Source organism: Serratia sp. KH_031 (genome assembly GCF_057839655.1).
The window spans coordinates 4,024,286-4,044,443 of the sequence record NZ_CM174496.1 but is presented as its reverse complement, the minus strand read 5'-3'; the positions used below and the strand labels follow the sequence as shown (position 1 = coordinate 4,044,443).

The following is a 20,158-nucleotide window of genomic DNA, read 5'->3' as shown; positions in this document are numbered from 1 at the left end:
GGATGCAAGGATTGCTTACAAAACAACCTTCCTTTTTTGATATCGTAATGATAAATTATTCAACATTACTTTTTGTGTTGATATATTTATCGGTTTCGTCAGGGCGTAGGTGATAAGACGAATATATTTAGGGTAGCGATGTTGTATCTAGTGGGAATGTAACGCTATGAAAAAACTCGGATTCATCTTTACTCCTGCCAATTGCACAGGATGCAAAGCCTGTCAGATTGCATGTAAAGATAAAAATGATTTGCCGGTAGATTACTTTTTTCGGCGGGTATCTCTTTTCGAACATCATGATCAGACGCAGGCTTATTCAGGGGCCTGCAATCACTGTTCCCAAGCCGATTGTGTGAAAGGTTGCCCGACGGGCGCATTGTATAAAGCGGAAGATGGGACAATACAACACCATGCAGGGCGGTGTATTGGTTGTGGGGCTTGTGTATGGAATTGCCCTTATGGGGCTACTTTTCTTAGCCCAACCCATGGGATATCACAAAAGTGTGATTCCTGTGCCGATTTACGCAAACTGGGGCAGCAACCCGCCTGTGTTCAGGCATGTATCACTCACTGCCTTAAATTCGGGGAAATAGAGGATGGGTTTATGCCAAAATTCTTGCCCGATGCTTCGATCACTGTGCCTTCTTTGCTCATTTTGCAAAATGAAAAGCAGCAACCCAAACACCACTCGGTGGCTTATCGTAAAGATACCCATGAGCATTTTCTGGTATTAGGCGGTGGAGTGGCGGCGCTAAGTGCTATTGAAGCGATCCGCGAACGTAATCACACTTGTACGATCACCTTGGTCAGTGCAGAAAAGGAATTACCTTATAGCCGGCCAATGCTAACGAAAGCCGCGTTGCGTGGTTTTGATGCTAAGCCATTTCAAATTCTGCCCAAAAGTTGGTATGACGAACACAATATTAATGTTTGTTTAAATACTAAAGTACAAGAAATAAAACCAGATGAGCACAACGTTTACCTGCACGATGGTCAAGTTATTCATTACAGCAAATGTATTTATGCATTAGGTGCGCAAAGTTTTGTGCCGCCAGTTCCGGGTGTCGATAAATCGGGTGTTTTTTCCATTCGCACACTGGAGGATATCTACGCCATGCGTCGCTGGTTGGTTAGACATAAACAAGCCGTGTTGATTGGTGGCGGGGTGATTGGGCTTGAAACGGCATTTGAGCTGAAAAAATATGGTTGTGACGTTACGGTATTAGAATCAGCTCCCTCGTTAATGGGGCGTTTATTGGATGAGACATCAGCCCAACAATTAAAAACGCAGCTTACCGATCATGGCATTGCCGTTCATACAAATATCCAAATTAAAGAACTATGTGGTGACGACAATGTGACTGGAGTCCGCTTAGCGGATGGACGAACATTTTCTGCCAACCTTGTCGTTGTTACCTGTGGCGTTAGAGCCAATGTTTCGATCGCGCAAAAAGCCAGTATAGAAATTGCCCGAGGTATTGTTGTCGACGAAAACATGCGTACCAACGTAGCGGATTTATATGCTGCTGGAGATTGTGCCGAATGGGGTGGCATTAATCTGGCGGTTTGGACCGAAGCCATGGAACAAGGCCGAGTCGCTGGTGCCAATGCCGCTGGTGATCCCTTGCGTTATCAAACGGTGCCTGCCGCAGTATTAATGAATGGAAAAATTTCTCTTTATGCTGAAGGGGACACTGGGAAAAGCCCAGAATGTAAAATGCTGGAGTTTTCATACAGCAAAACTCGTCGTGCAGAGTTTTTGGTGAATACCACGACACCTCAAATCAGTGTAGAACGATATTTTTTCAACAACGATATCTTAGTGGGTGCCGTGCTGTTAGGCGATCTCACACGGATGAATACCATCAGTGGCGGAATAAAAGAAAAACAAAGCCAACTTACTTTTTTGGAGAGAATCAATGAAGCAAGATAATAAAAATAGACGTTGGGTAGGTTTTGCTCTCTGTGAAGCTTTTTGTCTTTCTTATCATGATTGGCAAAATTTCATAACGAAAGTGATCCCGTTAACACTTGCAACTGAAAAACTAAAAAAGAGTATTACAGCGGCCATTGATAATCCGGTATTACAGCAAGACTATGAAACCCTGTTTTATGGTACGCAATGGAATGTCCATATTCCATTATGGGCTTCGGTGGCTAAAGGGAAAACGTCGATATTTTGGAGTGAGACGACGCTTGAGGTTATTCACTTTTATCATCAGTGGGGGCATACGCCACCTAATCTGGATGGAAATCCTCCCGATTTTATCGGTAATCAGTTCCATTTCCTCGGCTATTTAAATGCGGCTTATGAGGATGATGTTGCCCATGGTGGCAAAAAAAACCAAGATATTGAGCAGGCAATAGAGACATTCACCCAAAGTTTTTTACTGGATACTTTAACTGCCATGGCATCCAGTGTAAAAGCCTGTGGGTTGCATCCGGCATTAATGAGCTTTATCGAGTTAATGGAAGAGTTTGTGCTCACGGGATATCAAATTGATGTTGATTTGCCAGACTCAGCGTTGATGCCAGTTAATGAGTTATTACCTCCGATTGAAAATACTCCGGGTGAATTGGTTCACACGGCAGGGGTGAATAACTGCGGTGGACGCTGCGTTATTGATGTGCAACAACAGCAAGGATGTGTGTTGGAGATCGGCACCGATTGCGGAGCACGCACACCTCAATTACGCGCTTGTCTGCGTGGGCGGGGCTATCGGTATACATTTTTAAATACCGATAGACTGCGTTATCCGATGAAGCGAATCGGCAAGCGTGGCGAAGGGAAATTTACCCGCATCTCTTGGGAAGAAGCGATTAACACCATCGCTGAGCAGTGGCAGCGTATTACAGCCAAGTATGGCCCAGCTTCTCGTTATCTTCAGGCTAGCTCGGGTAATGAAGCCGTTCTGCGTGGTGACAGAATGATGCAGCGCTTGCTTAATTTAGATGGCGGAAGTTTGGGGAGATATAATAATTATAGCTCGGCCTGTGTACATTATATTATGCCCTATGTTTATGGTGATAATTATGGCTCCAATTCCATCGAGGATATATTAAATACTCAGTTTTTGATTTTATGGGGACATAACCCAGCAGAAACACTGTTTGGAACGGAGCGGAATTACTACCTAACACAACTGAAAAATAAAGGTGTTCGGATCGTAGTTATTGATCCACGCCAAAGTGATACGGTACTGGCTTATGCCGACGAGTGGATTGGTATTCGCCCATCAACGGATTCAGCCTTAGCCGATGGCATGGCTTACGTTATCTGGACAGAAAAACTCTATGATAAGGCGTTCATCGATAATCATTGTCTCGGTATGGATGAAGCACACATGCCAGAGGGTATTCCTGCCAATGAAAGCTATGAAAGTTACTTACTTGGAATAAAAGACGGTATCCCCAAAACACCGGAATGGGCAGAGTCTATTAGTGGTGTGAATGCGGATGTCATTAAACAATTGGCAAGAGAGTACGCCACGACCAAACCCGCCTGTTTGATGCCAGGGCTTGGGCTGCAACGTATTGGCAATGGTGAGCAAACAATGCGTAGTTTAGCTTTGCTGGCTTGTCTTACCGGCAATGTGGGAATACCGGGCGGTGGTGCAGCAGGCGGCCTAGAAACCAAGAAACATCGGGAGATCTCATTCCCGTATGGCGAAAACCCTTACCCTGGGAAAATCCCTTGTTTTCTGTGGAGCCGTGCAGTCGATCATGGCACCGACATGACGTCGGATAAAGATGGGTTAACCGGTGTTGAACAACTCTCCTCCGGTATAAAAATGCTCATGAGCATTGGTGGCAATTTATTAGTCAACCAACATGCTGATGTTAATAATTCAATTCGAATTTTGAGTGACGAAAGCAAATGTGAATTTATCCTCTGCGCGGATATCTTTATGACCTCCAGCGCGAGGTGTGCAGATATTCTTCTGCCTGCACCCTCATTCTTGGAAATGAACAACTTTTCTCACTCGTGGATCTACGGCGACTATCTGCTCTGTAATAATCAGGTGCGCTCACCGATATTCGAAAGCCGACCGGAATTGAGCTGGATACGTGAGTTAGCGCATTTAATGGGGCATGGTGAGGCATTTGACGAGGGTAAGCCAACGATGGAGGCGTGGCGGCAGCATTTATATACGCAGTTGCAAAATGGAGAGCAGGAGTTACCTTCATTTGAGCAATTTATCAGCGATGGGGGCTATAGCTATAAAAATAACGAGTCTTATATCGCTTATCAAAAACAGCGCCAAGATCCCCATAATCATCGCTTCAACACACCGTCTGGGAAAGTCGAGGTGTTTTCTCCACGTATTTATGCACTTAATGATCCAACCACACGTCCAGCCATTCCAAAGTACGTGCCTTGCCCAGAAGGTGCGGAAGATCCTTTGCGTCAAACCTATCCATTGCAGCTTTTAGGGTGGCATACAAAACGCCGTGCTCACTCCGTTCATGATAACAATCCATGGTTAGAAGAAGTGGAGCCGCAAAGATTATGGATTAACTGCGATGATGCAAAGGCGCGAAACATACAGGATGGCGACATAGTCAGAATTTATAATGCTAGAGGTGTGGTACGTATACCGGCTCATGTGACTCCCCGTATTATTCGTGGCGTGGTTGGGCTGCCGCAAGGTGCTTGGTATACACCTGACAGTAAAGGGGTCGATATCCGAGGTTGCATTAATACGCTGACTTCTACCGACAACCCGACACCGTTTGCCAAAGGTAACCCGCAGCACACAAATTTGGTGGAAGTTAAACTTAGTGAGAGTGTTCTACACTTATAAATATAAACCGTCGCCCAATTTATATTTGGGCGACGAATAAAAGTATATGAATATACACCATGTAGATTGAGTTGTTGTCGATGAAAATCTCTTGCTGTTTTTCAGCATTGACAATGATCGGTACTCTAGGCAGCACAACGAGATAGTCAACCATTGACTTTATCGTTGTGTCTTCATTCATGGTAATCAGAACCAGTTTCGCACCTTTACCTCTAAAGTTGTCTTCTTGGTATTGCTTTAAAATCGCCTCAGCACCTGATGCGGAGAAAATAATAATTAAATCATCTTGGCGGATGATTTGATCTACATAATCAAAACGCTCTTGTTCATTGATTAAATGTGCCGAGCGGGTGCTGTAAAACAACATGTGCTCTAAATAGCCAGCCATATAAGACGAACCGCCAAGCCCAACAATATAAAGATTGTTAGCTTCGAGAATGAGTTTTTTGATCGTCTGAGCAGACTCAAGATATTGACTATTTTTTAATAAATCGATGCTCTCTTTATAGCCATCGATAATTTTATTAATGGGGCTGTCGATGTGATGGCCTGTGACTTCCTGACTTTTTAAGTCGTTAGCGAGCGCATACCTAAACTCACTGTAGCCCGAATAGCCCATTTTCTTTGCGATTCGTTGTATTGAAGAGACAGAAACCTCATAAGATTCAGCGGCCGTTGTGATGGAATTTTCAACAATAATGGTAGGGGCTTTGATGATTTTTTTTGCCAGTGCCCGTTCAGTTTTTGTTAGCTTGGAATACGAAATTGATAGTTCGTTTATGGCACTCATCATATTTATCCTGACATTTTATCTACAGCGAGAAAGCCCCCATGACCAATATCTTACTCGGTTGGTAGGGTGAGTACCATTCGCAGTTCCTCTTGCTTGTTTGATCGGCGACAATATTTGCCATAGCTGAAACGGTTAAGCTCGGTGCCGAAATTTGCTGAACTTAGCGTTAGTAGGAAGGGAAGGACAACAAACTGAAATATAAGGTGTTTTATTGCTTTGGAATGCCGGTAAAAGAAATTTCATTACGCTAACTTATTGTTTTAATGATGGTTAGAAAACGGTGCAGGTAAGGTTAATACTGAGGAACACCTAGTGGCGGCAGAGACGATGATGGCGAAAACGATCGTTTGTAGGTCAAGAGAGGTTCGGGTATACTACTTTCCCGTCTTGGTACTTCCATCGTCTTTAAACCTAAACTCTCAGGTTCAGCATGACAACTAATTATATTTTTGTGACCGGCGGGGTCGTATCCTCTCTGGGTAAAGGCATTGCCGCAGCCTCTTTGGCGGCTATTCTCGAAGCCCGTGGCCTCAACGTCACCATCATGAAACTGGACCCGTACATCAACGTGGATCCGGGCACCATGAGCCCGATTCAGCACGGAGAAGTTTTCGTCACCGAAGATGGTGCAGAAACCGATCTAGACTTGGGTCACTACGAACGTTTCATCCGCACCAAAATGACGCGTCGCAACAACTTCACCACTGGCCGCATCTATTCCGATGTTCTACGTAAAGAACGTCGTGGCGACTATCTGGGCGCGACCGTACAGGTTATTCCGCACATCACCAACGCAATCAAAGAACGTATTCTTGAAGGTGGCGAAGGCCATGACGTGGTGTTGGTAGAAATCGGCGGCACCGTTGGCGATATCGAATCGCTGCCGTTCCTCGAAGCTATCCGTCAGATGGCAGTAGAAGTGGGTCGTGAACACACTCTATATATGCATTTGACGTTGGTACCGTATTTGGCGGCGGCGGGTGAAGTCAAAACCAAGCCGACTCAGCACTCGGTAAAAGAGCTGCTTTCCATCGGTATTCAGCCTGATGTGTTGATTTGCCGTTCTGATCGAGTCGTTCCTGCTAATGAACGCGCTAAAATCGCGCTTTTCTGTAATGTACCAGAAAAAGCGGTTATCTCTTTGAAAGACGTTGATTCTATTTATAAAATCCCTGGCCTCTTGAAATCACAAGGCCTGGACGATTATATTTGTAAACGATTCAGCCTCAATGCTCCTGAAGCCAATTTGGGTGAATGGGAGCAAGTGATCTACGAAGAAGCCAATCCGGGCGGCGAAGTGACCATTGGTATGGTTGGCAAGTACGTTGAACTGCCAGACGCCTACAAATCCGTGATTGAAGCGCTGAAACACGGCGGGCTGAAAAACCGTCTGACGGTTAATATCAAACTTATTGACTCACAGGATGTCGAAACCCGTGGTGTTGATATGTTGAAAGGTCTGGACGCGATCTTGATCCCTGGCGGCTTCGGCTACCGCGGTGTTGAAGGTATGGTGATGACCGCGCAATATGCGCGTGAAAATAACATCCCTTATCTGGGCATCTGCTTGGGCATGCAAGTGGCGTTGATGGAGTTTGCTCGCAACGTCGTGGGGATGGAAAACGCCAACTCCACCGAATTTGTGCCAGACTGTAAGTACCCGGTGGTCGCCTTGATCACCGAATGGCGCGACGAAGACGGTAACGTCGAAGTGCGTAGCGAAGAAAGTGATTTAGGCGGCACGATGCGAGTGGGTAGTCAACAATGCCACCTAGCCGACAACAGTTTGGTCCGTCAGATGTACGGCGAGCCGACCATTGTTGAGCGTCATCGTCACCGTTATGAAGTTAACAACATGCTGTTGAAGCCAATCGAAGCCGCAGGTCTGCGTGTAGCCGGTCTTTCCGCAGATAAGAAGTTGGTTGAGATTATTGAGCTGCCGAACCATCCGTGGTTTGTGGCGGGTCAGTTCCACCCGGAATTTACTTCGACGCCGCGTGATGGGCACCCACTGTTCGCTGGCTTCATTAAAGCGGCAGGTGAGCACCAAAAGCGTCAGGTAAAATAAGAGTTTAAGTGAGCAACGCGCGGTGAAAACTGCGCGTTGTTTGTCTGGAGTTTTAGTTTAACTTGTACTGAGGAAAACCTAATGTCCAAAATCGTTAAAGTCATCGGCCGTGAAATCATCGACTCACGCGGCAACCCAACTGTTGAAGCTGAAGTTCACTTGGAAGGCGGTTTCGTCGGTCTGGCTGCTGCGCCATCAGGTGCTTCTACCGGTTCCCGTGAAGCTTTGGAACTGCGTGACGGTGACAAATCTCGTTTCCTGGGTAAAGGCGTACTGAAAGCCGTTGCTGCGGTAAACGGCCCAATTGCTCAGGCAGTATTGGGTAAAGATGCTAAAGACCAAGCTAACATCGATAAAATCATGATCGATTTAGATGGCACCGAGAATAAATCTCAGTTCGGCGCTAACGCCATTCTGGCGGTTTCTCTGGCTGCGGCTAAAGCGGCTGCGGCTTCTAAAGGCATGCCTTTGTATGAGCACATCGCTGAACTGAACGGCACCCCAGGCAAATTCTCTATGCCTCTGCCAATGATGAACATCATCAATGGTGGCGAGCACGCAGACAACAACGTTGATATTCAAGAGTTTATGATTCAGCCAGTGGGCGCTAAAACTCTGAAAGAAGCTATCCGTATGGGTTCTGAAGTGTTCCACACCTTGGCTAAAGTGCTGAAGTCTAAAGGTATGGGAACTGCTGTTGGTGACGAAGGTGGCTACGCGCCAAACCTGGGTTCTAACGCAGAAGCGCTGGCAGTTATCGCTGAAGCGGTAAAAGCGGCAGGTTACGAGCTGGGTAAAGATATTACTCTGGCGATGGACTGTGCAGCTTCTGAGTTCTACAAAGACGGCAAATATGTGCTGGCTGGCGAAGGCAACAAAGCGTTCACCTCTGAAGAGTTCACTCACTTCCTGGAAGATCTGACCAAGCAATATCCGATCGTTTCCATCGAAGATGGTCTGGACGAATCTGATTGGGCTGGTTTCAAACACCAGACCGAAGTACTGGGCGACAAAATCCAGTTGGTGGGTGACGATCTGTTCGTAACCAACACCAAGATCCTGAAAGAAGGTATCGATAAAGGCATCGCTAACTCCATCCTGATCAAATTCAACCAGATCGGTTCTCTGACCGAAACTCTGGCTGCTATCAAGATGGCAAAAGACGCTGGCTACACCGCGGTTATCTCTCACCGTTCAGGTGAAACCGAAGATGCAACCATCGCTGACTTGGCGGTAGGTACTGCGGCTGGTCAAATCAAAACTGGTTCTATGAGCCGTTCTGACCGCGTTGCTAAATATAACCAACTGATCCGTATCGAAGAAGCGCTGGGTAGCCGCGCTCCATTCAACGGCCTGAAAGAAGTTAAAGGCCAGTAATTACTGGTTGCAGTTGGTACTAGAAACCCGCCTCTGGCGGGTTTTTTTATGCCCAGTAAATGAGTTTGAAATTTATAGTTAGCTATTCATCGCATCTAAATCTATTAATTTCCCTTCCTGTAATTCATTAATTACATTGAACTAATAAAATTCTTATTTTATTTATTCCCTTTCGTTTGGTGTTATGTTTTTAAGTTACTAAACTGTCTGCAAGGCAGTGTAGTAAAGCTCGCTTTTCTGCCTAGAACGTACCAATGATTTTCAATGTATTGATTTTTATTGTTTATGTGTCTCATTAGGAAGCGAGGGAAGAATGAAACAAAGAATTATCATTGTGGGGGGAGGAACTGGCGGCACGATTCTCGCTAACTTGTTAGCAGCGAAATTACATCGTGAAATAATCAATAATAAAGTTGAGTTATTAATGATTTCCGATTCTCCGGTGCATTATTATAAACCAGCGTTTATGTATGTGGCTTTTAACAGTTTTTTTAAGCAGGAGCTGACACGTTCGCTTTATGCCTTGTTACGCCAGCCGGATACCTTGCTTGGATTGATGCTGGTTCTGCGCACCTTGCAAATCGTGGGTCAACGGATACGTACTAGCACATTGCCACCTGAAACGTTAGCGGACTAAGCCGAACATTTCACCCTTGGGGAGTTGTTATGTCAGCATCAAACAAACAGGCTTTTGCTACTCGTGCCATCCATCATGGCTATGATCCACAGCAGTATCATGGTGCTTTGTGCCCGCCAGTGTTTATGAGTTCGACCTTCACCTTTCCCTCGGCCGAATATGGTGGAGCCTGTTTTGCAGGAACGGAACCCGGTTATTTTTACTCACGCATCGCTAACCCGACGTTGAATCTATTGGAGCAGCGTATTGCCAATCTGGAAGGCGGCGAAGCGACGGTGGCGTTTGCCTCTGGCATGGGTGCGGTGACTGCCTGTTGTTGGACGTTACTCAAGCCGGGCGATGAGTTGATCGTCGATGAAACCATTTATGGCTGCACCTTCAGTTATTTCCATCACGGCTTGGCGCGTTTTGGCGTCAAGATCACTCATGTTGATTTGACGCGTCCAGAGTGTTTGGCCGAAGCCATTAATACCAATACCAAACTGGTGTATTGCGAAACCCCAGCCAACCCTAATATGCGGCTGATCGACATCGCCAAAATTGCCGAAATCAGCCATAGCCAACAGGCGTTGCTGTTGGTGGACAACACCTATTGTACGCCATACCTGCAGCAGCCACTATCGCTGGGAGCGGATATGGTGGTGCATTCAGCCACTAAATATATTGGCGGACATGGCGACCTGTTAGCCGGGTTGGTGGTGACCAATCAAGAGTTGGCACAACAGTTCCGTTTGGTCGGTTTGAAGGATATGAACGGTGCAGTGCTGTCAGCGCAGGACGCGGCTTTGCTGTTGCGTGGCTTGAAAACCTTGCCACTGCGTATGGAACGCCACTGCGATAATGCAGAGCGACTGGCGGAAATGCTGGCGCAGCACCCGACGGTGGAGCGGGTTTATTATCCGGGGTTGGAAACCTTCCCACAGTATGCGTTGGCCAAACAGCAAATGACGCGCCCCGGCGGTATGCTGGCCTTCGAATTAAAAGGGGGAATGGAAGCGGGGATACGCTTCCTCAATCGACTGCAGTTGATCTTCCGCGCTGTCAGTTTGGGGGATTGCGAAACCTTGGCGCAGCATCCGGCCAGTATGACTCATTCGGCTTATAGCGCCGAAGAACGTCAGCGTCACCATATCAGTGATGGATTGATTCGGCTGTCGGCAGGATTAGAGGATGTCGCGGATTTAGAAGCGGATATTATTCAAGCTTTAACATAAAAGATGAGGGAAATATCATCGATTCTCACTTGATAATCGATGTTTAACCTATTTTATTTTAACTCCATAAAAATAGCCTTGAACAATTCCGTTCATTTATTATTGAATTGGTGAGGCTATTATGATTATCGAAAATAATGTGATCACAGACGGCAATTTCGAAACCCAAGATTCTAAAGCATGGGTGTATTCCTCTGGTACTGCTGTCCAGATTGAAGATGGAGGGGTAAACCATTACTGCCGTATTAAATCAACCGGTTCTATTTTGCAAAATATTTATCTGGAGAAAAATACCCGTTATAAAATCACCTTTGTCTCTCGCGGTAAGGCTACAGGGGAGATCAGTATCACGGATATGGAGCTGCAGCCGGCTATTTTGTTCAGTAAGAAATTTAATACAGAACTGAGTGAACAATGGAAGCAACAGGTGTTTGAATTTAAAACCTCTACCAAAGCCGGTTTATTGAAGCTGCGTATTAATGTGCCGTGGAACAGTGGGGATTTCTCAATTGATGTGGATAACATTGGGGTGTCTAATGTGGTGTTTGAATATAACACGCCAGTTTGGTTAGATCTGTGGGGTGGTTCAACGCCTCATTTTGATTTTCAAACTAGACCAAACGTACCTTCACAGCACAATAGATTGTATATTAATAAGGTGCTATCGACTGAAATACCTGATGTGGTTGCAGATACTCATTATGTGGTGGATTATACAATCTCCAGCAGTGATACTCCCGATGATATATTCACTTTTGTTGCCGTAGATAACCGTACAAAGAAAGAATATCAACTTTATAGTGGGACGCGTGCAGCGCTGTTGGCTCCAGGCACAATTGTTTTGTAATTTATTTGTCTGATCACAATAGTGGTTAGCGTTAACTCAAAATATGAGCCTCTGGAATGAGGCTCATCGTCTTCACGTTACATTTTTGTTGGCTGATACCTTAATACAACTCCAATTATTTAGGTGATAACTGTCCAATAACCCGACGTAACAATTTGATACGCGGCGCAATGCTATCGAGTTCCAGATATTCCGCTGGGCTATGGAAGCCTGCGCCGATAGGGCCAAAACCGTCTAGCGATGGAATACCTAACGCTGCGGTGTGATTCGCATCCGAACCGCCACCGACCGCTTGCCAACGGATGGCAATCCCTTCTTGTTCACCGACGGCTTCCACCAGTTCCATCAGTTTTTCGGTATCTCGCGAGGGTGACATGGCTGGCGTATGGGCTTGTTGCGTGATCTGAGTACTGACGTCGGGTTGGAATGATGTTTTACAGCATTGGGTCAGCGCCTGATGCACGCGTTGGTATTCTTCGTTAGTCCAGAAGCGCAGATCCAAAATTGCATGGGCTTTGTCCGCGACGATATTGGCGGCATCACCACCTTGGACAACGCCGAAGTTAAGCGTGGTGCCAGCTTCCATATCCGCCAAAGCATTCAGCTCGATAATTGCGTGGGCGAGGGCGTTGATCGCGGAGCGACCGCGTAGAGGATCGTTACCCGCATGTGCCGCTACGCCTTGGAAGTCCAAGCGATAACGCGCCATGCCTTTACGCGCTTTCACCAACGAACCATTGGCGCGAGCGGCTTCACAGACCAAAACCACGCGGCTGCGTTTGGCTAATTCGCCGATCCAATGATGCGAATAAACCGAACCTGTTTCTTCATCTGGGTTCATAGCGACGGCGATATTAAGCCGTGTTTTCTCATCAGGTGACAGGCCACGCAATGCCCACAGGATGTTCAGTAGTCCGCTTTTCATATCCGCAACGCCGGGGCCATAAACCCGCCCCTGTTGCTGGCTCATCGGGCGCTGGGCGACGGTGCCTTCAGGGAATACGGTATCCATATGGCCGACTAGCAACACATCAAATTGTTCGGCGTTAGGGCGATTGCTGACAAACAAGCCTGGGCCGACTTTATCGCCCAAATCGACCCGCTCAACCTGCCAACCGTCTTGCTGATACCAAGTGGTGAAACGGTCTGCGACCCGCGCCACACCAGCGATGGTTTGAGTGCCGCAGTCGATATTGACCACGCTGCGTAACTCATCAAGATATTGTTCAATATTCATCACTTTTCTCACTTATAACTACAGAAGAACGCGCATGATCACCATGGCGATAAAGGCGTTCACCACTGAAATACCGATCATCAATGGAATACGTTTGGCAGAAGTCCCTACCACACCGAGGATGCGCCCGGCATATTGAATTTGTGAACCCATCAAATAGATAGCCGGGGCGAGGATCGCCAAATGGGTACCGGTCAAAATGCCTTGATCGAATAGCGCCACCGCCACGCCAACTGCGCCGCCCATCGACATCCAACCGCCGATCAACACCGCTGCCGCTTCACCTGGCAGGCCGAACAGCCCCATCAATGGCCCAAAGATGAAAGCCAATCCTTTCAGCGCTCCGGTAATTTCCAAGGCTTTAATCAGCACGAACGCCATTAATACGTTGGGTAAGGTGCTAGTGGTAGCAATGTTCCAACCTTTACGCGCTCCAGCAACAAAGACGTCAGTGATCATAGGATTTGAAGGTGCGGACATTAGGCTTCTCCTTGTGCTGATAGGCTTTTTTCTTGTTTTTCGTTACGCGTGGTGGCGCGCAGGATCAGGCGCAACACGTTGGCACCAAAAATTTTCATCACGAACATCACCGCGACACACAGGCCGATAGAGGCAGGTACCGCAGGCGTGCCATCAACAGTCATTAGGGTGAACAAGATGGCGCCAGAGGAGAAGAAGTTGGTGATCATCGCGCCGGCAGAGAACTGGAACATGGTGAACACATCCCGTTCGTTGTCCGAAATTTGCCCTTCATCGCTGAGGTTACGGGTTAATGATGCGCCGACGTCGGTGCTTTGCAGACTACCGATCATCGCTAGACCGGCACAGCCGGGCAGACCCAACAGAGGGCGCAGCAATGGAGTGAGGAGTTTGCGTGCCGCGTTCAGTGCGCCGTAATGTTCAAGCACGTTAATCATGCCCAGCGCGAACATCACTGCCGGGATCAGGCCAAACGCAAACAGAAAACCGTCCATTGCGCCATTGCCACCTTTACCGCGAAAGGCGCTGGTGGCGACTTTAAGTTCATCGCCACTGCCACTCACGCCGCTAACGACTTTGCCAAATGCGCCATTCAGCGTGGTGAAGTCAAACACACCGTACCAAGTGTTGCCGCCTAGTAGACCAGAGAAAAAGACCATCGCGAACAGCAGGGCAATGTAGGCTCCGGGGCCAACGCGTAATTCATCAGGTGGAATAACTGGTTTTGGAGAATTGCTCATAATCACTTCCTTTTCATAGAACAATGAATGTAATAGTTTGAAACTTATTCACTATTCAAGAAACCGTCATTGGCGGAACTGATAAAGATCAATAAAAAGGGCAGGAGATTATTCTGTTGCTGACTTATTTGAACTTAGGCAGGTTATATAACTACCGGCCTTCATCCTGAAGGCCGGAATGATTCACTGTAATGTCACCTCGGCTAGCCATTTATCACTGCTAATCAGCGTCGCGCTAGCGGCAATATCCGGCGCTAGCCAGCGATCTTGATGATAAGGCTCAATCTCTTGTCGCAGACGTTGCCACGCGCGTTGCGTTCCTGCGCCGAAACGATACTGGCTGAGGAATTCGAACGCCTGTGCTGCCAGCAGATATTCAATCGCCAGAATCTGCGTACAGTTGGCTATCGATCGTTGCAAACGCAGCGCCGCGCTGGTGCCTAAGCTCAGATGGTCTTCCTGTAATGCTGAAGTGACATAGTTGTCCACTACGCAAGGTTGTGCTAATTGACGGTTCTCGCCACATAGCGAAGCCGCGACATACTGGGCGATCATCATGCCGGAATTCACGCCGGGTTCGCTGACCAAAAATGCGGGTAAACCGCTAACCAATGGGCTGATCAGGCGATCGATACGCCGTTCGGCAATTCCGCCCAGTTCCGCGATGGCGATGGCTAACAGATCGGCGGCCATGGCGACCGATTCACCGTGTGGGTTGGCTTGCGACATCACGCGGAAGTTATCCGGTGTACCGAGCAACAGCGGGTTGTCGCTAGTACCGTTTAGTTCGCATTCGATCTGCTGTGCGGCGTGAACGATCTGATCGCGGCAAGCGCCATGCACTTGAGGGATCGAACGAATGCTCAACGCATCTTGCGTTCGAATGCCTCCACTGGCGGCGATCACTTCACTGCCTTGCAGTAAAGCACGTAAATTACGCCCGACTTGTTGCATACCGGGGTGAGGCTTCAACGCCAAAATTTCTTCATCGAAGGCGGCAATTTGCCCGCGCAGCGCTTCAAAACTCATCGCACCCAATACATCGGCAGTGCGTGCTAAACGCCAAGCATCGGCTAACGCCAAGCAGGCCAGCCCGGTCATGCACGGCGTGCCGTTGACCAAACATAAACCGTCTTTCGCGCCAAGCGTTGGCAATACTAAACCTTCCGCCGCCAGTGCTTGACTGGCCGGGACGATTTTCCCTTGATAGCTCACGTCACCTAAGCCCAGCAACGCCACGCCGATGTGTGCCATGTGGGTCAGATAACCGACGGAACCTTGCGACGGCACCTGCGGCGTAATACCTCGGTTGAGCAGCGCCAGCAGCATTGCTACCAACGGGCGCTGAATGCCAGATTTACCGTGGCTGTAGTTGACGATAGCACTGCAAATAATGGCACGTGTCTGTTCGTCAGTCAGTGGTGTGCCGACACCGCAAGCGTGACTCATCAGCGTATTGCGTGAAAGCTGCGCCAGTTGTTCGCCATGCAGCGCTTGGTTACACAGCGCCCCCAGCCCTGTATTCACGCCGTAGGCACGTTGTTCCGTGGTGACGATGCGTTTGACGATACCTTGGGCATTGTCGATGCGAGCCCAAGCCGCATCTGTCAGAGCCAACGGTGCACGGTGGCGCGCCACTGCTACCACGTCTTGCCAGCGCAGTGGCTGGCTGTCGATCACCACTGAAGCGGGATAGCTCATTATGGGCTCCTTGTTAGGCGATGACTTTCATCATTGGCCGAGGTTTTTGCACGTTTTCATCCAGCGCCAAACGACGCTGCACGAAGCGGTTAACGTATTCGTCAGCCGGGTTATTCAGGATCTCGTGTGGCGTGCCGACTTGGATCAGTTTGCCGTCTTTCAGGATGGCGATACGATTGCCGATCCGCACTGCTTCATCGAGATCGTGAGTGATAAACACCAGCGTTTTGTTCAGCTCTTTTTGCAGAGCTAACAGTTGATCCTGCATCTCGGCACGGATCAACGGATCGAGCGCACTGAAGGCTTCATCTAACAAAATGATGTCGGTATCGGTCGCTAGCGCACGCGCCAGCCCAACTCGCTGCCGCATCCCGCCAGACAACTGGTGCGGATACGATTTCTCATAGCCTTTTAGCCCAACAGTGTTGACCCAGTGCAGGGCGCGTTCTTGGCAAACCTCTTTCTTCTCGCCACGAACCTTCAACCCGTAGGCGACGTTTTCCAGCACCGTCTTGTGTGGTAACAGGCCAAAGCTTTGAAACACCATACTGATCTTATGACGGCGGAAGTGCTCGAGCTGGTTTTCGTCGTAACGCAGAATGTCTTCGCCATCGACCAGGATCTCGCCGCTGGTGGGTTCGATCAGGCGATTAAAGTGGCGTACCAGCGTTGATTTACCGGAGCCTGAAAGCCCCATGATCACGAAGATCTCACCGGCTTCGATCGACATCGACAGATCATCTACGCCAATCACGCAGTTAGTTTCAGCCTGCACCTGCTGCTTGGTTTGTCCTTGCTGGCTCAGCGCCAGCGCGAGATCGGTTTTTTGACCGAAAATCTTGTAGACGTTTTTGATTTCAATCTTGTTCATCGGGTTTACCTCGGCACTGCCGTGCGGCCATAAGCCTGAGTGATGCGGTCAATGACTACCGCCAAGATAACGATCGCCAGCCCGGCTTCCAGCCCCAAACCGACGTTCAGCGTCTGAATGCCCACCAGCACGTCTTCGCCCAAACCGCGCGCGCCGATCATCGAAGCGACCACCACCATTGATAGCGACATCATGGTGGTCTGGTTGATCCCGGCCATAATGCTTGGCAACGCCAGCGGTAGCTGCACGCCAAACAGTTTCTGCCAGCGGTTAGCCCCAAACGCGGTGACCGATTCCATCACTTCTTTATCGACCTGACGGATACCGAGATCGGTCAAGCGGATCAGCGGCGGCGTGGCGTAGATAACCGTAGCCAGAATGGCCGGCACCTTGCCCAAACCAAACAGCATCAGCACTGGGATCAAATAGACGAAACTCGGCATGGTCTGCATCACGTCCATCATTGGCATCATCACTGCGCGTACCTTATCGCTACGCGCTGCCAGAATGCCTTGTGGAATACCGAAGATGATCGCCAATATCGTTGCCACCAACACCAGCGCCAGCGTTTGCATCAGTTTGTCCCACATACCCGCAGCACCGACCAACAACAGCAAGCCGACCATCACCGCGGTGGGTAGCCAACGACGTGTGGCATGCCAAGCCAGAAAACCGACAATTGCCAGCATCAGCCACCAAGGGGTAGCGCGCAGTAGGCTTTCCAGTTGGATCACCGCCCACAGCAGGGTGTCTGAGATCTGGCGGAAGAAATCGCCATAATTATTGACTAAGACTTCAACCCAGCCATTAATCCAATCGGCGATCGAGAACGTAAAGCGTTCTGGGAACATAATATTTCTCCGTTACAAGGACGCTTGAATTTTCTTCGCGGCGTCTGCGCTCACCCACTGTTTCCAGATTTCAGGGTGTTGTTTGAAGAACTCCAGCGCCAATTTATCGGAGCGGATACGTTCTTTACTCATTCGAGCCAAGTTTTGGTTCAACAGATCGAGCGGGATATTCACCTTGCTCAATACTGCCACCAGTTCCGGTGCTTGTTGGTTAAACACGCTGGAAAGCCCGACTTTGATCTGGATCTTTTTGTCGCCACTCGGTTCTACCAAGCGCACTAGATCGAGTTGACCCATCAGTGGCGTTGGCGACCAGTAATAGAACAGGATCGGTTCGCCACGGCGATAGCTGGACAGGATCGCGGTATCCAGCGCCGGGCCAGTACCCGGACGGAAGTTGGTGAATTTATCTTCTAATTGGTATTGTTTCAGGAGCGTGGTGTTATCTAGCTCGCAAGTCCAGCCCGCCGGGCAGTTATAGAAACGGCCTTTGCCGGGCTCTTCCTGATCTTTGAAAACTTCTGAATATTTCGCCAGATCGGGAATACTTTTCAGATCGGGCGCTACTGGCTTGATACTGCGTTTGGCATCACCTTCAACCACATAACGCGGCACGTACCAGCCTTCCACTGCGCCGACAATCGGTGCACCAACGCTCACCGCTTTACCGGCTTTTTCGGCCTTATTCCACACTTCGCTGCGGCCAATCCACTCTTCGGCAAACACTTGAATATCGTTGCTGCCTATTGCTTGCTCCATGGTGATGGAATTGCCCGGAAGAGAATCCGTTTTGCAGTCGTAACCTTTTTGCAGCACGTACTGCATGACGTCGGTCAGCAGCATGCCGCTTTCCCAGTTCAAGCCAGCGAACTTGACGGTTTTGCCAGATTCGCACCAACCCGCCGCCTGAGCAGAAGTGCTACCCGCAGCCAGACCGAGAGCGATTAACGACAGCCATAATTTATTTCTTATTTTCATATTGTTTCTCCATAGTGAGTGCAGGTTCCGGGAACGACGGAACCTCTGGTGCTAAAGCAAAATCAAGGCATGGCCACGACGGGTGAACCCCCGCCTTTTTTACGTACCCATAACCAGTAAGCGAGGGTGAGCAACGCGACCCAAGCCAGCCCGACGTACAGGGCAATACGGCTTTCTTCGAAGTAACCGAGTAGACCAATCACGAACAGCATGAATACCGTTGCCAATGCCGGAGCGACCGGCCACCACGGCACTGGGAAGCTCAGTTGGCTGATTTCTTCTTTGGACAGCGTGCGACGCATAGCGATTTGTGACAGTAAGATCATCAGCCACACCCACACGGTGGCGAAGGTGGCGATTGAGGCAATGATCATAAAGACCTGCTTCGGGATCAGGTAGTTGAGCACTACACCAAGCAACAGAGCGAGCGCCATCACCAACACCGTCATCCACGGCACCCCGTGGCGGGTCAGTTTGGTAAAGCTACGCGGAGCTTGGCCTTCTTGCGCCATACCGAACATCATGCGGCCTGCGCCGAAGATGTCGCTGTTGATGGCTGAGATTGCGGCGGTAATCACCACCAGATTCAGCACGTGAGCGGCGGAAGTGATGCCCAGATCGTTGAAGATATTCACAAACGGGCTGCCGTTCTGGCCGATGCTGTTCCAAGGATAGATAGCCATCAGTACCAGCAGCGTCAGCACGTAAAACAGCAGAATACGGATCGGTACGGCATTAATCGCTTTCGGCAGCATTTTGGCCGGATCTTTAGCTTCGCTGGCGGTGATACCGATAATCTCGATCCCGCCGAAAGCAAACATTACCACCGCGAGTGAAGCCACCACGCCGCTAAAGCCATTTGGCATGAAGCCACCGTGTTGCCACAGATTACTGAAACCGGTGGCTTCTTGAGTGTGACCGAAACCAAACATCATTACCGCACCACCGCCGATGATCATGGCCACAATCGCCGCCACTTTAACCAGCGACAGCCAGAATTCCATTTCACCAAACACTTTGACGTTGCACAGGTTCAGCGCGCCGATAAACATAATGATGCTGAGCACCCACACCCATTGGGCGACGTCTGGGAACCACAGCCCCATATAGATGCCGAAGGCGGTGACGTCGGCGATCGCGACGATCACCATTTCGAAGGTATAGGTCCAGCCGGTAAGAAAACCTGCCAATGGGCCGAGATAGTGGCTGGCGTAATGGCCGAAAGAGCCGGAGACTGGCTGATGAACCGCCATTTCGCCCAACGCACGCATCACCATAAATACTGCCGCACCGCCAACCAAATAAGCCAGCAGCACTGCCGGGCCAGCCAATTGGATCGCGCCTGCGGAACCGTAAAACAAACCGGTACCGATCGCCGAGCCCAGAGCCATAAACCGAATATGCCGCGCGTTTAACCCGCGACGGAGTTGAGGTGTTTCATCAGTATTGCCGTTACGCATGTTGCTCCCCGTATTTTGCTTTGTTATCGGACAGACAGGTTATCGGACAGACAGCGCTATCCCCGCCGGGGGAACGAGCCCGGCGGGATAGGAACTACA

Annotated in this window: 16 protein-coding genes; 7 read left to right on the top strand and 9 right to left on the bottom strand. The window is 49.1% G+C overall.

Annotated features, from left to right (window positions below; genetic code table 11):
• Window positions 1-166: 166 nt before the first annotated feature.
• On the top strand, window positions 167-1,933 hold the full coding sequence (locus tag AC3ISQ_RS18210) for an FAD-dependent oxidoreductase (protein ID WP_489348775.1): 1,767 nt from the start codon (window positions 167-169) through the stop codon (window positions 1,931-1,933).
• Complete coding sequence (locus tag AC3ISQ_RS18205; RefSeq protein ID WP_489348773.1) at window positions 1,920-4,805, top strand: DMSO/selenate family reductase complex A subunit; 2,886 nt, start codon at window positions 1,920-1,922, stop codon at window positions 4,803-4,805. Before AC3ISQ_RS18210 ends, AC3ISQ_RS18205 begins: the two co-directional genes overlap by 14 nt.
• Window positions 4,806-4,824: 19 nt before the next feature.
• Here the strand turns inward: AC3ISQ_RS18205 and AC3ISQ_RS18200 are convergent, their stop codons facing one another.
• Complete coding sequence (locus AC3ISQ_RS18200) at window positions 4,825-5,598, bottom strand: MurR/RpiR family transcriptional regulator (RefSeq protein WP_489348772.1); 774 nt, start codon at window positions 5,596-5,598, stop codon at window positions 4,825-4,827.
• A 430-nt stretch (window positions 5,599-6,028) separates the two neighbouring features.
• On the opposite strand from AC3ISQ_RS18200, the gene pyrG reads away from it, so the two are divergent.
• The 5 genes from pyrG (at window position 6,029) to AC3ISQ_RS18175 (ending at window position 11,741) form a co-directional block, all read left to right on the top strand.
• Window positions 6,029-7,666: a glutamine hydrolyzing CTP synthase gene (gene pyrG, locus AC3ISQ_RS18195; RefSeq protein ID WP_489348770.1), complete on the top strand. Its 1,638-nt coding sequence runs from the start codon at window positions 6,029-6,031 to the stop codon at window positions 7,664-7,666.
• An 81-nt stretch (window positions 7,667-7,747) separates the two neighbouring features.
• Entirely contained in the window at window positions 7,748-9,043 is a 1,296-nt protein-coding gene (eno, locus tag AC3ISQ_RS18190) for a phosphopyruvate hydratase (RefSeq protein ID WP_489348768.1), read from the top strand.
• 313 nt (window positions 9,044-9,356) lie between these two features.
• The gene (locus AC3ISQ_RS18185) at window positions 9,357-9,680 is read left to right on the top strand and encodes a hypothetical protein (RefSeq protein ID WP_489348767.1); all 324 of its coding nucleotides are present in this window, start codon (window positions 9,357-9,359) and stop codon (window positions 9,678-9,680) included.
• A gap of 29 nt (window positions 9,681-9,709) precedes the next feature.
• Complete coding sequence (locus tag AC3ISQ_RS18180) at window positions 9,710-10,894, top strand: methionine gamma-lyase (RefSeq protein WP_489348765.1); 1,185 nt, start codon at window positions 9,710-9,712, stop codon at window positions 10,892-10,894.
• 121 nt (window positions 10,895-11,015) lie between these two features.
• Window positions 11,016-11,741 (top strand): carbohydrate binding domain-containing protein, encoded by a 726-nt coding sequence (locus tag AC3ISQ_RS18175; protein ID WP_489348763.1) that lies wholly within the window; start codon window positions 11,016-11,018, stop codon window positions 11,739-11,741.
• 115 nt (window positions 11,742-11,856) lie between these two features.
• On the opposite strand, the gene AC3ISQ_RS18170 is transcribed toward AC3ISQ_RS18175, so the two are convergent.
• From AC3ISQ_RS18170 to AC3ISQ_RS18135, 8 genes are all read right to left on the bottom strand, one after another.
• Complete coding sequence (locus AC3ISQ_RS18170) at window positions 11,857-12,978, bottom strand: M20 family metallopeptidase (protein WP_489348761.1); 1,122 nt, start codon at window positions 12,976-12,978, stop codon at window positions 11,857-11,859.
• Window positions 12,979-12,996: 18 nt separating this feature from the next.
• On the bottom strand, window positions 12,997-13,458 hold the full coding sequence (locus AC3ISQ_RS18165) for a YjiG family protein (protein ID WP_489348759.1): 462 nt from the start codon (window positions 13,456-13,458) through the stop codon (window positions 12,997-12,999).
• Window positions 13,458-14,198, bottom strand: a complete 741-nt coding sequence (locus tag AC3ISQ_RS18160; protein WP_489348757.1) for a nucleoside recognition domain-containing protein — start codon at window positions 14,196-14,198, stop codon at window positions 13,458-13,460. The genes AC3ISQ_RS18165 and AC3ISQ_RS18160 overlap by 1 nt, the downstream gene beginning before the upstream one ends.
• Before the next feature lie 183 nt (window positions 14,199-14,381).
• Entirely contained in the window at window positions 14,382-15,899 is a 1,518-nt protein-coding gene (locus tag AC3ISQ_RS18155; protein ID WP_489348755.1) for an HAL/PAL/TAL family ammonia-lyase, read from the bottom strand.
• A 13-nt stretch (window positions 15,900-15,912) separates the two neighbouring features.
• Window positions 15,913-16,770: a quaternary amine ABC transporter ATP-binding protein gene (locus AC3ISQ_RS18150; RefSeq protein ID WP_489348754.1), complete on the bottom strand. Its 858-nt coding sequence runs from the start codon at window positions 16,768-16,770 to the stop codon at window positions 15,913-15,915.
• A gap of 5 nt (window positions 16,771-16,775) precedes the next feature.
• A complete protein-coding gene (locus AC3ISQ_RS18145) occupies window positions 16,776-17,621 on the bottom strand; it encodes an ABC transporter permease (protein WP_489348752.1) in 846 nt (281 codons plus the stop codon).
• A 12-nt stretch (window positions 17,622-17,633) separates the two neighbouring features.
• Window positions 17,634-18,599: an ABC transporter substrate-binding protein gene (locus AC3ISQ_RS18140; protein ID WP_489348751.1), complete on the bottom strand. Its 966-nt coding sequence runs from the start codon at window positions 18,597-18,599 to the stop codon at window positions 17,634-17,636.
• A gap of 62 nt (window positions 18,600-18,661) precedes the next feature.
• Entirely contained in the window at window positions 18,662-20,059 is a 1,398-nt protein-coding gene (locus AC3ISQ_RS18135) for an amino acid permease (RefSeq protein WP_489348750.1), read from the bottom strand.
• Window positions 20,060-20,158: the final 99 nt, after the last annotated feature.

Bases quoted from the DNA above. Each gene is read 5' to 3' on its own strand.
- AC3ISQ_RS18180 (WP_489348765.1), top strand. From the start codon at position 9,710: ATGTCAGCATCAAACAAACAGGCTTTTGCTACTCGTGCCATCCATCAT.
- AC3ISQ_RS18200 (WP_489348772.1), bottom strand. From the start codon at position 5,598: ATGATGAGTGCCATAAACGAACTATCAATTTCGTATTCCAAGCTAACA.
- AC3ISQ_RS18160 (WP_489348757.1), bottom strand. From the start codon at position 14,198: ATGAGCAATTCTCCAAAACCAGTTATTCCACCTGATGAATTACGCGTT.
- AC3ISQ_RS18140 (WP_489348751.1), bottom strand. From the start codon at position 18,599: ATGAAAATAAGAAATAAATTATGGCTGTCGTTAATCGCTCTCGGTCTG.
- AC3ISQ_RS18185 (WP_489348767.1), top strand. From the start codon at position 9,357: ATGAAACAAAGAATTATCATTGTGGGGGGAGGAACTGGCGGCACGATT.
- eno (WP_489348768.1), top strand. From the start codon at position 7,748: ATGTCCAAAATCGTTAAAGTCATCGGCCGTGAAATCATCGACTCACGC.
- AC3ISQ_RS18210 (WP_489348775.1), top strand. From the start codon at position 167: ATGAAAAAACTCGGATTCATCTTTACTCCTGCCAATTGCACAGGATGC.
- AC3ISQ_RS18135 (WP_489348750.1), bottom strand. From the start codon at position 20,059: ATGCGTAACGGCAATACTGATGAAACACCTCAACTCCGTCGCGGGTTA.
- AC3ISQ_RS18165 (WP_489348759.1), bottom strand. From the start codon at position 13,458: ATGTCCGCACCTTCAAATCCTATGATCACTGACGTCTTTGTTGCTGGA.
- AC3ISQ_RS18175 (WP_489348763.1), top strand. From the start codon at position 11,016: ATGATTATCGAAAATAATGTGATCACAGACGGCAATTTCGAAACCCAA.
- AC3ISQ_RS18145 (WP_489348752.1), bottom strand. From the start codon at position 17,621: ATGTTCCCAGAACGCTTTACGTTCTCGATCGCCGATTGGATTAATGGC.
- AC3ISQ_RS18205 (WP_489348773.1), top strand. From the start codon at position 1,920: ATGAAGCAAGATAATAAAAATAGACGTTGGGTAGGTTTTGCTCTCTGT.
- AC3ISQ_RS18170 (WP_489348761.1), bottom strand. From the start codon at position 12,978: ATGAATATTGAACAATATCTTGATGAGTTACGCAGCGTGGTCAATATC.
- pyrG (WP_489348770.1), top strand. From the start codon at position 6,029: ATGACAACTAATTATATTTTTGTGACCGGCGGGGTCGTATCCTCTCTG.
- AC3ISQ_RS18155 (WP_489348755.1), bottom strand. From the start codon at position 15,899: ATGAGCTATCCCGCTTCAGTGGTGATCGACAGCCAGCCACTGCGCTGG.
- AC3ISQ_RS18150 (WP_489348754.1), bottom strand. From the start codon at position 16,770: ATGAACAAGATTGAAATCAAAAACGTCTACAAGATTTTCGGTCAAAAA.